Genomic DNA, 12,573 nt, shown 5'->3' with positions numbered 1-12,573 from the left:
CCGGGCGCGGCCGTGGCCGCCGGTCAGCCGGCGATGGCGCGCTGCGCGGTGACGCGGTCGATGCGGCCGACGACCAGGTACTCGCCCGGCACGGCGTTGCGCGCCCCGAACTCCTCGCCGCGGTCGGCGCCCATGTAGCGCGCGCCGATCCTGGTGGCCCAGACCCGGAGCTGCTCCAGGTCCTCGACGAGCTCGGCGGTGCATTCGAGGAGGACGAAGGAGTACGGGGGCTGCTGGTCGTCCACGCACAGCGCGAAGTGCGGGTCCCTGCGCAGGGCGCGGCCCTTCAGCGAGTCGTGGCCGGTGTTCCACATCACCCGGGTCCCGGCGGGGTCGTCCTCGTCCAGCACGAACCAGATGGGCGTGACGTGGGGGCGGCCGTCCTTGCGGGTCACCGCGAGTTTGCCGGTGCGGGTGCCTTCCATGGCGAACGCTCGCCATTCCGCTTCGCTCATGAGGTCCATGGCCTCAGGCTAGGTCGTCCGGCCGCCCTCCGGCCCGGTTGGCCTCCCCGGGTGTGTCCCGCCCTCCGGCCCGGTTGGCCTCCCCGGGTGTGTCCCGCCCTCGTCCCGCCTCGGCCTGCGGGGTGCCCCAGGGCCGCCGCCGGACGTGCCCCGAAGGAGTGCGGGCCCGGTCAGGAGGGGAGGTCCAGGATGTTCGTGGACATGCGGGCCGCCAGGGCCGAACGGACCGCAGCACCGGCGGAACTCCCCGGCTTCCGCGCGGCCTGCGCCTCGAAGCAGGCGAGGAACTCCTCGGCGAGCCCCAGCCGGGGGTAGCGGCCCAGCACCTCGGCCCTGAACCCGCGGGGGAAGTCCTCCGCCCCCAGCCCGACGATCTCCGTCGCCGTGGCCCGCGCCAGCAGATGCCCCTCGGGGTCGACGGTCACCTCGACCGGCGGCCCCATGTGCCGGACGATCACCTCCGCCAGCCGCTCGCGCCGCTCCGGCGCCCACCCCGCCCCCGCGGCGAAGACCCGGGCGACATGACCGCCCGCCTCCTCGAACGCGACGGTGTGGCTGTCGAAGACCGGGACGAGCCCCAGGTCGTGGAACAGTGCGGCGACGTACAGGAGTTCCGGGTCGAAGGGGACGTTCTCGGCGACACCCCGGGCGGCAGCCCAGACGTACGCACGCAGGGTGTGGTTGAGCAGCGCGGGGGACTGGTAGGCGGTGGCCACGTCCAGGGCGGCGGCCGCTGCCTCGGAGTCGGGCATGGGGAGGGCGTCGAGCGACATGCGGGGTCCTTTGCGGGGCAGGGCGGTCGGAGGGTGGCGGCGCCGCCGCCGACACCCGTGCCCGGGGGCGGTGGGGGTCACGCGATGCGTCGCGAACTCGACCGTATGCGGCGTTCGGGCCCTCCGCGTGGGCCATTTGCGGGGCGCGCCCCTGAGCCATTTCGCCCGCCGCCGTACCGCGCTGCCGGGGTGGGAGCCGGAACTACCGGGCCGGGAGGCCGCGGACCTGGAGGCCGTCCAGGAGCTCGGCCGTGGCGGCGGCCACCGCCTCCACCGCAGCGTCGAACACCTCCTGGTTGTGCGCCGCCGGCGCCCGGAACCCGGAGATCTTCCGCACGTACTGCAAGGCCGCGGCCCTGATGTCCTCGTCGTGGACCTCGGGCGTCATCGGCGGTCGCAGAGTCTTGATGCTTCGGCACATGAGACCAGTGTGGCGCGAGGTCTTGGCGAGCGGGAGCTCTGATGCTTCAATGCTCCCCATTGGTTAGGAACCTTTCCTAACCGCCCAGTTGAGCCTGAGCTTCCCGCAGTGGCCGTGTGACCGACGGCCGGAAACGGAGACGCACGTGCACTCATCCCCCCACGCCCACCGTATGCGCCGCCCCAACCGGCGCATAGCCGTGATCGCCGCGGCCGGCGTCCTCGCCGCGGGCGGCGCCTCCCTGGCCCTCGCCGCCAACGGCAACGCCGCCACCGTCACCCACTCCACCCGGGCCGCCGCCCCCCAGGCGTCCGGCGCGGGCCTCGCCGACCCGCACAAGAAGGAGATCGCGATGGAGCTGGTCTCCTCCGCGGAGAACTCCTCGCTGGACTGGAAGGCGCAGTACAAGTACATCGAGGACATCGGTGACGGCCGCGGCTACACCGCCGGCATCATCGGCTTCTGCTCCGGCACCGGCGACATGCTCGAACTCGTCCAGCACTACACGGACATGGAGCCCGGCAACGGCCTCGCGAAGTACCTGCCCGCCCTGCAGCGGGTCAACGGCACGGACTCCCACTCCGGCCTGGGCAGCGCCTTCGTCAGCGCCTGGAAGACCGCCGCCAAGGACACCGTCTTCCAGCAGGCGCAGAACGACGAACGCGACTCGGTGTACTTCAACCCCGCCGTGAACCAGGCCAAGTCCGACGGCCTCGGCACCCTCGGCCAGTTCATCTACTACGACGCCATCGTGATGCACGGCCCCGGCGACGACCCGGTGAGCTTCGGCGGCATCCGCAAGACCGCCATGAAGAAGGCCAAGACCCCGGCGCAGGGCGGCAACGAGACCACCTACCTCAACGCCTTCCTCGACGCCCGCAAGGCCGCGATGAAGACCGAGGACGCCCACGACGACACCAGCCGTGTCGACACCGAGCAGCGCGTGTTCCTCAACGCCGGCAACCTCAACCTCGACCCGCCGCTGAAGTGGAAGACCTACGGCGACTCGTACCAGATCCTGACCCTCCCGTAGGCCCCTCGAGGGGCCGGGGCCTGGCAGGGGGCGCCGGCCCCGCCGCGAGGCCCGCTGCCGCAGCCTGGGGGCGCGGCGGCGGGCCTTCGGTCTACCCTGGTGCCGTCACGGCAGGGACGCACGGGGGAGCAGGCCGATGAGCGGCTGGATGTGGTGGTTGATCGCCCTTTTCGCGGTGGGCGGTTTCTCCTCGATCACCGAGACGGTCCGCGGGGCCTTCCGCAGCCGGCACCAGCGCAAGATGCAGGTCCTGGAGGCCGAGCGCGAGGAGCGCCGTGCCCTGGAGGCGGCCAAGCGCCCACCCGAGCCGGTCTGCGGCTGCACCCACCACCTCGCCAAGCACGACAAGCAGGGCAAGTGCCATGAGGTTGTCGAGGTGCCGGCGGCCTGGGACGCCGACCGCAAGCCGATCCGCTTCGAGGCCGGCACCTGCAACTGCCAGCAGTACGTGGGGCCGCAGCCGCTCAGCAGCGTCTACGCCGACGAGATCACCGACCTGTAGCGGTCGTCGCCTCTCCCGCCCACCCCACGAACGCGGTCCACGCCTCCGGCGTGAACGAGAGGGCCGGACCCTCGGGGTCCTTCGAGTCCCGCACGTGGACCGTGCCGGGGCACATCCCGACCTCGACGCAGTCTCCCCCGTTGTCCCCGCTGTAGCTCGACTTCTGCCAGGAGCTGGCTACTTCGACGCATTCGCCGCCTGAGGACCCGCTGTAGCTGCTCTTGAACCAGTCCAGCTGGGCCAGGTCAACGCTCATGGCTCTCCTACAGGGACGCGCTGGGCGAAAGGGCCTGCGCGCGGATGATCCCATACTTTAACTCCAGCTCCCGGACGTGCTTCCGGTCGGTGTGAAGCCGACTGACACGCTGAACTTCGACATAGGCAATGCGCTGCCCTTGGTCGGTCTCCATCAAGGTGAAGGGGCCGTCCATACCGGCGTGTTCAGCACATGCGGTCGGCATGACCTGCAGTTCGATGTGATGTCGTCGGCCGAGCTCCAGGAGCCGCTCCCACTGCTCCCGCATCATGTCCAGGTTCCCGAAGGTTCGGCGCAGAAGGTTCTCCTCCACGACGAAGCTCATGCTGACGGCAGGGTCGCGATCGAACAGCTTCTGGCGCTCCAGCCGTGAGGTGATGTGCTGCTCCATGACGTGTGCTGGCGGCTGAGGGCGTTCCATTCGGATCACTCCCTGCATGTAATCCGCGGTCTGCAGCAGGCCGGGCACTGCCTGCGTCGCGTACACGTGCAGCTCGACCGCCTTGGCCTCGTACCGCCGCGCGTCGCGGAAGAACTTGGGGAACCCCGCCCGTTCGACCTGCTCCTTCATGGCGATGAGGACGCCGCCCGCGTCCAGCACCGCGTCCGCGCGGTCGATCGCGTCGGACTGCATCACGCGGCGGCCGATCTCGATCGAGCCGATCTGGCTCTGGCTGTAGCTGAGTTCGGCGCCGAGTTCGGCCTTGGACATGCCGCGGCGTATGCGCAGGGCCTGAACCTGGCGGCCGAAGCTGCGCAGCAGGCCGTTCGCGGAGTCGTCGTCCAACTCCATGTCGTCGTCGTCCTCGGGCTCTCCGGCCGGCCGGTCCTCTTCCGTCATGCCGCACCACCTCGTCGTGGCTCGGGAAAGCCGCCAACCGCGCACGCGGGGTGCGCGGTTGACGACCGTCCGTGGTCGCTCGTGATCGTCAGGCTAGAGCGGGGAACGGGAGGTGTGCGGGTATACCAGAGGAAAATGCACGCGTGATTGTTTCGCCTGGGGCCGGTGGGGGCGGAACTGTCAGAACCCCACCCACTGGTAGCGGAGCGCGGTGCGGCCGAACGTGTCGGAGGCGACCTGGGCGTCGGTGGCGGTGCCGACCGAGTCGGTGTGCAGCGCCTGCAGCCGGATCGTCGTCGGCCTGGTGATCCGGATCTGCTCGGTGATCGGCGCGGTCTGGTTGCCGCCCTGGGGCGCCTCGCCGGCGTTGGAGTCGACGACCTGGTAGACGAGTCGCTCGCTGTCCGGGACGGCCGTGCCGGACGTGACGTCCCACAGGCGGGCGGTGATGTAGGTGTTGACCGGGGGGTCGCCCTGGAGGCGGCCGCGGACGTCGGCGTCCAGGGCGTAGGTGCCGGGCCGGCGGAGGGTGACCTCCAGCGGGACGTCGGTCCAGGCGCCGGCCGGCAGGTCGACCGCGGTGGCCAGATGGCGGATGCCCGAGGGTGAGGCCGAGACGGGGGTCGCCGTCCGGGAGTCGCCGCTTCCGTGGCCGTCGCTCTGTGCGGCGACCGCGGTCGTGGCGCCGGCGAGCAGCGCGGCCACCGCGGCGAGGGTGAGGCCGGTACGCCTGGTCGGCATGGATTCCTCCTGGTCGTGGGCTGGCCCGATGTGCCTCTGTCACCGTAAGGATCGGGGCATATCGGGCGTAGCCGCCGAAGGAGTGATCCCGGCCCGGCCTCTTCGCGGCGGCGGGTCCGGGAGGCGCTCAGCGGGGCATGACCGCGGCGTGCTGGTCGCGGAGGGCGGACCAGGCGGCCTGCTGCTCGGCCGAGGGCGCGGGCGGCAGGGGGTGGCCGGCGCGGTCGAGGAGCGCGAGGGCGGTGGCGACGAAGCCGACGGTCAGCGCGCGCTGGATGCCCGGCTGGTTCGCGTACCCCTCGACGGCGGTGGCGCAGAAGGTGCTGAACGCCGGGAGGTCCACCGTGCACCGGTCGCCCTCGGGCTCGCCGATCCCGGACGGGACGCCGAGGGCGTCGGCGACGAGGCGGGCCTCGCCGGTGAACAGGCGCGCGACGGCGGGCTCGGCGCGCCACAGGTTCGCGGCGGCGGCGTTGCCGGCGTTGGCTGCGGAGAGCTGGAACCGTACGGTCGCGCCCCCGGCCTCGCTCGGGGTGCCGGGCGCCCCCGGCGCCTCCGCCCCGGGCGACTCAGCCGCCGTCAGCAGTGCCCGCGCGCGCAGCAGCATGTCCGCGTTGTCCAGCGCCACGGACTTGGCGGCGACGTCCTCGACGAGCCTGCGGAGCACCTTCAGCCACTCGCGGGTGAAGGCCACGGTGTCGACGGTCAGCGGGGAACGGTCGTTCAGCAGGAACTCGTAGCTCCCGCTGGTGCTTTCCCAGCGGGACTCCACGACCAGGTTCGGGCCCTCCCGGCGCAGCCGCCATTCGGCGCGGAACGTCGAGGACCCCCAGTAGACGCGGGCCGACTCCGTCGCGGGGTCCCGGAGTTGCTCCAGCAGGACGACGATGTCGTCGACCATGACCTGGACGTCCTCGCAGTAGGACAGGGCGATCGGCACCAGGTTCCAGGAAAGGATCAACTGGTCGGTGTCGAGCGGATACAGCATGGTGATCGCGTCGGCCAGGTTGTCGGCGACGACATCCACGTCCTGGAGGGCGGGACGACCGGTCTGGACCCAGAAGCTCATGGCCTGCCTAGCGGGTGAGGGGGTACGCGTGGACCGTACCATCGGGACGAACCTTGACAAAGATCGCATTCGGCTTGCGCGTTGTGCCGTCCGGCAGGTACTCGACGCAGTCGTTGTCCGGCGGAAGTTCGAAGAACCCCTCCTTGCCCGCGCCGAGCTGGGACGCCTTGCGGGTGGCGAAATCGACGTCCGCCGGACTGCCGAACCTCCCCTGGGGCGTGCCGCTCTTGGTGGCCCGCGACGGACCCTCGGTCCAGTCGATTCCGTGTTTGGCGCCGCGCAGCAGAGCGCCTTCGGGCTTGTACTTCTGCCCGTCGACCTCCGTGCCCTTCTTGACCTCGGCGATCTGCTTGTTCCTGCTGAGGCCTGACAGGTCGGTCTTGCGCTGGGTGTAGGCGGCCTGATCCTCCTCGGAGGCCGGCGACGACTCCGTGCTCGACCAGTCGCCCCCGCCTCCGCCGCCCCCGCCCCCGTCCGACGTCATGTCGACCCGGTCGGGCCCCGCGGCGTCCCGGGCGATCGTGCTGAGTCCCAGGCCCGCCAGGCCGAGCCCGCCGGCGATCGCCCCGGCGGAGACCACGCCCGCCGGCACACCCAGCACCGCGCCGATCCCGGTGGCGTCCAGCAGGAGGCCGCCGACCTCGCCGCCGGCGCCGAGGGTCGCGAGGCCGATGCCGCCCAGCACCTCCAGGACGGCGCCGGCGTCGTGCGCCATCGCGTTGCCGAGGGACGCCAGGTCGGAGAGCGCGGTCTCGCCGAAGTCCTCGGCGAAGTGGCCGATGTCGGAGAGGGCGTCGCCGACGGAGTGGCGGACCTTGTCCCACCGGCTGTCGTGCAGTCCGTCGTGGGTGATGGCCCGGTGAATGCGCTCCGCCGCGGCCTTGGCGGCCCGGTCGTGGACGTCCTTGGCCGCGTGCAGATCCGACTTCGCCGCGCCCAGGGCCGTGGCCGCGTCGCTCTGCTGCTTCCTGAGCGCGACCAGCGTGGGGTCGGTGTCGGGGGTGTGCGGTGGCAGCATGCCGATCTTCGAGGCCGCGGCCCGGTGGTCGGCGTCCGCGGTCTGCGCGTCCTTCAGCGCCTTCGCCGCCATCTGCTGGGAGAGTTCGACGGCACTGGCCCAGTCCGCCTCGCTGCCGTCCCGTACCTGTGTGCCCATGGCCTGAGCGGCGATGTGGTACCGGTGGTACGCCTTGCGGAGGGTGCCCTCCACGTCGCCGGCCGCGTCCCGGAAGTTGTCGGCGGCCTTGGACTTCCAGGACTCCACGGACGCCAGGGCCTTGATCTCACCGGCCTCGCGCCAGATGTCGTCGGCCGTCTTGCTCAGGGTCAGGCCCAGCAGGGTGATCGCGTCCGGATCACCGGGGACGGGGTCGCCGTCCTCGCCGAGGACGGCCCAGTCGTGCACCGGCGGGCGCCTCACCTCGGCGGCTCCTCGGTCTTCGCCGCGGCGTCCTGTCTGCGCAGGGCGTCGGCGAGCCGGGCGTCGATGCCCTCATAGGTGTCGGCGGCGTCCTCGGCGATCGTTCCGAGCGTGCGGATCCCCTCGGCCAGGTGCTCGCGGTGGATCTTCCAGTTGCTGCCGAAGTCGTGGAAGGCGTCGGTGATCCGGGAGTCGCCGAGCTCGTCGGACGAGTAGCCCTCGGCGGGGTCGGCGTGGCCGGTGAACTGGTCGTAGATCCGCTGCAGGGCACGCGAGCAGTCGCGGATGCGCCGGGTGTCCGCTTCCAGATCGCCCATGGTCCCCCCGGTCCCCGGTTCTGGCGTCGACGTGCCATGAGGATATCAACGAGGCTCCCGGGCAGGGTGGTTCGGTCCGCGGTCGGAACGGCCGCCCGCGGGATCTTGAACGGTGCTGCGGGTCGGTGGGACGGTGGCCGCATGGATCTTGGACTGGCGGGGAGGACCGCGTTCGTCACCGGGGGCAGCCACGGGATCGGGCTGGCGATCGCGGAGGGGCTGGTCGCCGAGGGTGCGCGGGTCGTGGTGTGCGGGCGGGACGCGGACCGGCTGGCGGAGTGCGGGGTGCCGGGGGTCCGGGCGGACGTCCAGGACCCGGAGCAGCTCGCCGGGGCCGTCGACGAGGCGGCCGAACGCCTCGGCGGCCTCGACCTGCTCGTGGCGAACGCGGGCGGGTCCTTCGGTGGCGGCCTGCTGGAGTCGACCCCGCAGGACTGGGCGGACACCTTCGCGCTGAACGCCGGCCACGCGGCCCACGCGATCCGCGCCGCCGTGCCGCACTTCGAACGGCGCGGCGGCGGAAGCGCGTTGGTCATCGCCTCGATCACCGGGTGGAAGCCCGGACCCCGCTCGTCCTACGCGGTGGCGAAGGCCGCCGAGATCCATCTGGCCGCCACGCTGGCCCAGGAGCTCGGGCCGAGGAACATCCGGGTCAACGCGCTGAGCCCGGGGTCGGTGGAGTTCGAGGGCGGCGGCTGGGCCTGGGTGCGGGACAACCGGCCCGAGGACTTCGCCCGCTTCACCCGCGAGGACTTCCCGCGCGGGCGGCTGGTCACCCTGCAGGAGGTCGCCGACACGGCGTGCTTCGTGCTCTCGCCCCGCGCGAGCGGCATCAGCGGCGCGAACGTGTGCGTCGACGCGGCCCAGGACCACCCGAGCTCGGGCCGCTTCTTCCCGTAGCCCGGCGTGCGGCGCACGGGCGGCGGTCAGCGCCGGGGGAGGCCGAAGGCCGACTCGACGCGGTCGGCGAGGGCGGTGACCGGCTCACCGCCGTCGATCTCGACGGTCGTCAGGCCGATGCGGCCGGCCTGCATGCGCACCTCCTGGTCCCACAGGGCGTCGCGGGCCAGGCGCTTGGCGAGCGTGGCGGCCGGGTCCTGATCGCCCCAGGTGGCCCGCGCCCGGGCGGGGTCGGCGTAGCGGGCGGTGAGGGCCGCGCGCCGGAACTGCGGGGTGGGCAGCAGGAACACCGCGTGGGACCGGTCGAGCAGCAGCGGCGCGAGGTGCCGCGGCAGGATGCCGAAGTAGTCGACCACGGTGACGCGGTCGGCGGCGAGGGCGAGCAGGTCCTCGACGAGGAAGCCGACGGTCTCGCCGTGCAGGCTCGCCATGGTGGAGAACACCTCCTCGGCGGTCCGGCCCCGCCAGTTCGCGCCCGGCGGCCGGTTGCGGGCGGCCGTCAGGTGCGGGTGGCGCCGCGGGTCGGTGCGGGAGAGCCAGGCGTGCTCGGCGCGGTCGCCGTCGTAGACGGCGAGGCCGTGGCGCTCGGCCAGCACCCGGGCCAGCGCGCTCTTGCCCGCGGCGGTGCCGCCGGCGATCCAGCGCACGTGGGTGAGCCGCTCAGCGGGAGACGTCATGCCTCGATGGTCGCCGTCCGGCCCGGGAAATGGCAGTGCGCGGCGGGAGTCCGCCGTGCGCGGCCGGGTGGTGGCGGCCGGGCGAGGGCTCGCCGGGGGTGGACCGGATGCCGGCCGACGGGCGCCCGTCGTGCGGACGGGCCACGGGCCTGGTGTGCTGGAAGGGTGCCCCGGGGGCACCCGGCGGCACGTTCGCCCGCCCTCGTCCGGAAGGTAAGACGCGATGTCCACGCAGTCCACCCCCACCCCCCAGCCGCTCCAGGGCCGCGTCGCGGTCATCACCGGTGCCTCCAGCGGCATCGGCGAGGCGTCCGCCGAGAAGCTGGCCGCGCTCGGCGCGCACGTCGTCGTCCTGGCCCGGCGGGCCGACCGGCTGACCGCTCTCGTCGACCGCATCGAGAAGACCGGCGGCAGCGCCACCGCCATCGCCGGCGACGTGACCGACAAGACGTCGCTGCGGGCGGCCGCCGACCGGGTCGAGGCCGAGCGGGGCGGCGCCGACCTGCTGTTCAACAACGCCGGTGTGATGCTCCCGGCCCCGGTCGAGGAACTGGCCGTCGACCAGTGGCAGCACCAGATCGACCTCAACATCACCGGGCTGATGAACGCCATCGAGGTGTTCGTGCCGCAACTGGTGAAGACCGCGGGCGCGCGGGGTGTGGCCGACCTGATCAACACGTCGTCGATCGCGGCCCAGAACATCTTCCCGAACTTCGCCGTCTACTCGGCCACCAAGGCCTACGTCACCCACCTCTCGCGCCACCTACGCGTGGAGCTGGGACCGAAGAACGTCCGCGTCTCGGCGATCGAGCCGGGCATCGTCGGCACCGAACTGCAGGACCACGTCACCGACAAGGGGGCGCAGGACTGGCTGGAGGGGTCCAAGGACGCCATGGAGTGGCTCACGGCCGAGGACATCGCCGAGACGATCGGCTTCCTCGCCTCGCAGCCGCCGCGGGTGAACTTCCAGCAGATCACCATCATGCCGACGGCCCAGCCGTCCTGAGCCCAGCCGTCCGGGGGCGGGGGCCGGGGGCCGTTTCCCGTCAGCCCTGCCGGGCCGACGGGAGCCGGACGCGGAACGTCGCGCCCCTGCCGGGCAGCGTGTCGAGCTCCACGTGGCCGTGGTGGGCGGTGACCAGCGCGGCCACGATCGACAGACCCAGGCCCGAACCGCCGCCCGCGTGGCGGCTGCGCGAGGCGTCGACGCGGTAGAAGCGCTCGAAGACGCGGGCGGCCTGCTCGGGCGCCAGCCCCGGGCCGCTGTCGGCGACCTCCAGGACGCCGTGCCCGTCGAGCGTGCCCACGCCGATCCGCACCGGGGTGCCGGGCGGGGTGTGGGCGACGGCGTTGCCGACGAGGTTGGCGACGACCTGGCGCAGCCGGGCCTCGTCGCCGAGCACGGGCGCCGGTCCCGGCGGGGTGCCGGGGCCGCCCGGGCCGGTGAGGGTCACCGTGCGGCCCGGGTCGAGAGCCGTGGTGTCGTGCAGGGCGTCCACGGCGAGGGTGCGCAGGTCCATCGGGGCCACCCGCACGGGCCGCTGCTCGTCCATCCGGACCAGGGTCAGCAGGTCCTCCACGATGGCGCCCAGGCGCACCGCCTCGTTCTCGATCCGCGTCATCGTGCGCTTGACGTCCGCGTCCTCGGCCAGGGCGCCCATCCGGTACAGCTCGGCGAAGCCGCGGATCCCGGCCAGCGGGGTGCGCAGCTCGTGGCTGGCGTCGGCGACGAACCGGCGCATCTGCTCCTCGGACTCCGCGCGGGCGGCGAAGGCCGACTCGATCTGCGCGAGCATGCCGTTGAGCGCCGTCGTCAGCCGGCCGGCCTCGGTGCGCGGGGACGCCTCGGGCATGCGGTGCGACAGCGGGCGGCCGGCGGCGATCTCCGCCGCGGTCGCCTCGATCCGGCGCAGCGGGCGCAGGCCGGCGCGGACCGCGAACCAGCCGGCCACGCCCAGCAGGGCCGCCACGACCGCGCCGATGAGCAGGAACGCCCGGCTGAGCCGGTCGGTGGTGGTCGAGACGTCGTCCAGGGAGGCGGCCACCACGATGCCGGCCAGCGGCTTGCCGGCCTGCGGCTGTCCCGCGCGCTGCTGCCCGCCGGCGCCCTGCCGGACGGCACGGTCGACCGGGACGACCAGGACCCGCCAGCTTCCGCCGCCGTGGTCGCTGGCCACGTCGAAGGGCTTGTTCATGCGCGCCTGCAGCTCGGCGGCGTCCAGGGTCGGCCACAGCGGGCGCGGGTCGTTGGCGGCGATCGGCTGCCGGAACTGCTCGGAGATGGTGCCGTCGGTCGCCGCGAACGCGACCACGTACTGGCTGGGCAGCCAGTTCCGGACGCCGCCGGGACGGTTCTGCTGGCGTGCGGGCGGCGGCGTGCCCTCGGTGTCCAGCCGCTGGGCGAACGGGCCGGCGAACCGCTCGAGCTGCTGGTCGGCCCGGCTGACGAGCTGGTGGCGCACCGAACCCAGCACGACCGTGTCGCTGACCGCGAGGCCGAGCAGCACCAGCGTCAGCGACAGCAGCACCAGGCGGGAGCGCAGCGACAGCGCGGAGGGGCGGAACGCGCGCAGGGCGCGCAGCGCGGGCAGCGGGCGGAGGCGGCGCACGGGTCAGCCCTGCGCGGGCGCGGGCCGGCGCAGCACGTAGCCGACGCCCCGGACGGTGTGGATGAGCTTGGGCGCGCCGCCGGCCCCGGAGTCCACCTTGCGCCGCACGTACGAGATGTAGGACTCGACGATGCTCAGGTCGCCGCCGAAGTCGTAGGCCCACACGTGGTCGAGGATCTGCAGCTTGGAGACCACGCGGTCGGCGTTGGCCATCAGGTAGGCGAGCAGCTTGAACTCGGTGGGGGACAGCGAGACCGGGCGCCCGGCGCGGGTGACCTGGTGGCCGACCGGGTCGAGTTCGAGGTCGCCCGCGACCAGCCGGCCGTCGCCGGTGGGGCCGCCGGTGCGCCGCAGGATCGCCCGGATCCGGGCGATCAGCTCCTCCAGGCTGAACGGCTTGGTGACGTAGTCGTCGCCGCCCGCGGTCAGTCCGCTGATCTTGTCCTCGACGCCGTCCTTGGCGGTCAGGAAGAGCACCGGCAGCCGGTCGTCGGGGCCGCTGCCGGGCCGCATCGGCCGGCCGGACTCCTCACGCAGCCGCCGGACGACC

General features: G+C 72.9%; 16 protein-coding genes. 4 read left to right on the top strand and 12 right to left on the bottom strand.

The genetic code is table 11. The features are described 5' to 3' along the window. Nucleotides 1-23: 23 nt before the first annotated feature. The 3 genes from K7862_RS23340 to K7862_RS23330 form a co-directional block, all read right to left on the bottom strand. Entirely contained in the window at nucleotides 24-464 is a 441-nt protein-coding gene (locus tag K7862_RS23340) for a PPOX class F420-dependent oxidoreductase (protein ID WP_262413665.1), read from the bottom strand. Nucleotides 465-634: 170 nt separating this feature from the next. Continuing rightward, nucleotides 635-1,237: an HD domain-containing protein gene (locus tag K7862_RS23335; RefSeq protein WP_222965680.1), complete on the bottom strand. Its 603-nt coding sequence runs from the start codon at nucleotides 1,235-1,237 to the stop codon at nucleotides 635-637. Between the two features lie 202 nt (nucleotides 1,238-1,439). Beyond that, on the bottom strand, nucleotides 1,440-1,658 hold the full coding sequence (locus K7862_RS23330) for a DUF2277 domain-containing protein (protein ID WP_222965678.1): 219 nt from the start codon (nucleotides 1,656-1,658) through the stop codon (nucleotides 1,440-1,442). A gap of 172 nt (nucleotides 1,659-1,830) precedes the next feature. Here K7862_RS23330 and K7862_RS23325 point away from each other — a divergent pair, with 172 nt between their 5' ends. Both K7862_RS23325 and K7862_RS23320 read left to right on the top strand, forming a co-directional pair. Further along, nucleotides 1,831-2,691, top strand: a complete 861-nt coding sequence (locus K7862_RS23325) for a chitosanase (RefSeq protein WP_222965785.1) — start codon at nucleotides 1,831-1,833, stop codon at nucleotides 2,689-2,691. 136 nt (nucleotides 2,692-2,827) lie between these two features. Beyond that, nucleotides 2,828-3,193, top strand: coding sequence for a hypothetical protein (locus K7862_RS23320; RefSeq protein ID WP_222965675.1), 366 nt, complete (start codon nucleotides 2,828-2,830; stop codon nucleotides 3,191-3,193). Here K7862_RS23320 and K7862_RS23315 read toward each other — a convergent pair. The 6 genes from K7862_RS23315 to K7862_RS23290 form a co-directional block, all read right to left on the bottom strand. Continuing rightward, nucleotides 3,180-3,449 carry a DUF397 domain-containing protein gene (locus K7862_RS23315; RefSeq protein WP_222965673.1) on the bottom strand — a complete coding sequence of 90 codons (270 nt, stop codon included), beginning with the start codon at nucleotides 3,447-3,449 and terminating at the stop codon, nucleotides 3,180-3,182. The two genes, K7862_RS23320 and K7862_RS23315, sit on opposite strands and share 14 nt — an antisense overlap. Nucleotides 3,450-3,456: 7 nt before the next feature. Continuing rightward, nucleotides 3,457-4,290 carry a helix-turn-helix domain-containing protein gene (locus K7862_RS23310; protein ID WP_262413664.1) on the bottom strand — a complete coding sequence of 278 codons (834 nt, stop codon included), beginning with the start codon at nucleotides 4,288-4,290 and terminating at the stop codon, nucleotides 3,457-3,459. Nucleotides 4,291-4,470: 180 nt separating this feature from the next. Further along, on the bottom strand, nucleotides 4,471-5,031 hold the full coding sequence (locus K7862_RS23305) for a hypothetical protein (RefSeq protein ID WP_222965671.1): 561 nt from the start codon (nucleotides 5,029-5,031) through the stop codon (nucleotides 4,471-4,473). 127 nt (nucleotides 5,032-5,158) lie between these two features. Then, a complete protein-coding gene (locus K7862_RS23300) occupies nucleotides 5,159-6,100 on the bottom strand; it encodes a DUF6086 family protein (protein ID WP_222965669.1) in 942 nt (313 codons plus the stop codon). 7 nt (nucleotides 6,101-6,107) lie between these two features. Continuing rightward, complete coding sequence (locus K7862_RS23295; protein ID WP_222965667.1) at nucleotides 6,108-7,520, bottom strand: hypothetical protein; 1,413 nt, start codon at nucleotides 7,518-7,520, stop codon at nucleotides 6,108-6,110. After that, nucleotides 7,517-7,837, bottom strand: coding sequence for a hypothetical protein (locus K7862_RS23290; RefSeq protein ID WP_222965665.1), 321 nt, complete (start codon nucleotides 7,835-7,837; stop codon nucleotides 7,517-7,519). Before K7862_RS23290 ends, K7862_RS23295 begins: the two co-directional genes overlap by 4 nt. Before the next feature lie 141 nt (nucleotides 7,838-7,978). Between K7862_RS23290 and K7862_RS23285 the strand changes: the two genes are divergently transcribed. Beyond that, the gene (locus tag K7862_RS23285) at nucleotides 7,979-8,737 is read left to right on the top strand and encodes an SDR family NAD(P)-dependent oxidoreductase (RefSeq protein ID WP_222965663.1); all 759 of its coding nucleotides are present in this window, start codon (nucleotides 7,979-7,981) and stop codon (nucleotides 8,735-8,737) included. Nucleotides 8,738-8,763: 26 nt separating this feature from the next. Here the strand turns inward: K7862_RS23285 and K7862_RS23280 are convergent, their stop codons facing one another. Then, a complete protein-coding gene (locus K7862_RS23280) occupies nucleotides 8,764-9,414 on the bottom strand; it encodes a hypothetical protein (RefSeq protein ID WP_222965661.1) in 651 nt (216 codons plus the stop codon). A 223-nt stretch (nucleotides 9,415-9,637) separates the two neighbouring features. Here K7862_RS23280 and K7862_RS23275 point away from each other — a divergent pair, with 223 nt between their 5' ends. Further along, complete coding sequence (locus tag K7862_RS23275; protein ID WP_222965659.1) at nucleotides 9,638-10,420, top strand: SDR family oxidoreductase; 783 nt, start codon at nucleotides 9,638-9,640, stop codon at nucleotides 10,418-10,420. Nucleotides 10,421-10,460: 40 nt separating this feature from the next. On the opposite strand, the gene K7862_RS23270 is transcribed toward K7862_RS23275, so the two are convergent. Next, the gene (locus K7862_RS23270; protein ID WP_308012133.1) at nucleotides 10,461-12,023 is read right to left on the bottom strand and encodes a sensor histidine kinase; all 1,563 of its coding nucleotides are present in this window, start codon (nucleotides 12,021-12,023) and stop codon (nucleotides 10,461-10,463) included. Between the two features lie 3 nt (nucleotides 12,024-12,026). After that, nucleotides 12,027-12,573: response regulator transcription factor (locus K7862_RS23265; protein ID WP_222965657.1), on the bottom strand; the 547-nt coding region annotated here is incomplete at its 5' end.

The organism is Actinacidiphila acidipaludis, from assembly GCF_019890725.1.
In the GTDB taxonomy this organism is placed as follows: Bacteria; Actinomycetota; Actinomycetes; order Streptomycetales; family Streptomycetaceae; genus Actinacidiphila; species Actinacidiphila acidipaludis.
This window is presented reverse-complemented; position numbering and strand designations above follow the sequence as displayed.

Bases quoted from the DNA above. Each gene is read 5' to 3' on its own strand.
- K7862_RS23340 (WP_262413665.1), bottom strand. From the start codon at position 464: ATGGACCTCATGAGCGAAGCGGAATGGCGAGCGTTCGCCATGGAAGGC.
- K7862_RS23335 (WP_222965680.1), bottom strand. From the start codon at position 1,237: ATGTCGCTCGACGCCCTCCCCATGCCCGACTCCGAGGCAGCGGCCGCC.
- K7862_RS23330 (WP_222965678.1), bottom strand. From the start codon at position 1,658: ATGTGCCGAAGCATCAAGACTCTGCGACCGCCGATGACGCCCGAGGTC.
- K7862_RS23325 (WP_222965785.1), top strand. From the start codon at position 1,831: ATGCGCCGCCCCAACCGGCGCATAGCCGTGATCGCCGCGGCCGGCGTC.
- K7862_RS23320 (WP_222965675.1), top strand. From the start codon at position 2,828: ATGAGCGGCTGGATGTGGTGGTTGATCGCCCTTTTCGCGGTGGGCGGT.
- K7862_RS23315 (WP_222965673.1), bottom strand. From the start codon at position 3,449: ATGAGCGTTGACCTGGCCCAGCTGGACTGGTTCAAGAGCAGCTACAGC.
- K7862_RS23310 (WP_262413664.1), bottom strand. From the start codon at position 4,290: ATGACGGAAGAGGACCGGCCGGCCGGAGAGCCCGAGGACGACGACGAC.
- K7862_RS23305 (WP_222965671.1), bottom strand. From the start codon at position 5,031: ATGCCGACCAGGCGTACCGGCCTCACCCTCGCCGCGGTGGCCGCGCTG.
- K7862_RS23300 (WP_222965669.1), bottom strand. From the start codon at position 6,100: ATGAGCTTCTGGGTCCAGACCGGTCGTCCCGCCCTCCAGGACGTGGAT.
- K7862_RS23290 (WP_222965665.1), bottom strand. From the start codon at position 7,837: ATGGGCGATCTGGAAGCGGACACCCGGCGCATCCGCGACTGCTCGCGT.
- K7862_RS23285 (WP_222965663.1), top strand. From the start codon at position 7,979: ATGGATCTTGGACTGGCGGGGAGGACCGCGTTCGTCACCGGGGGCAGC.
- K7862_RS23280 (WP_222965661.1), bottom strand. From the start codon at position 9,414: ATGACGTCTCCCGCTGAGCGGCTCACCCACGTGCGCTGGATCGCCGGC.
- K7862_RS23275 (WP_222965659.1), top strand. From the start codon at position 9,638: ATGTCCACGCAGTCCACCCCCACCCCCCAGCCGCTCCAGGGCCGCGTC.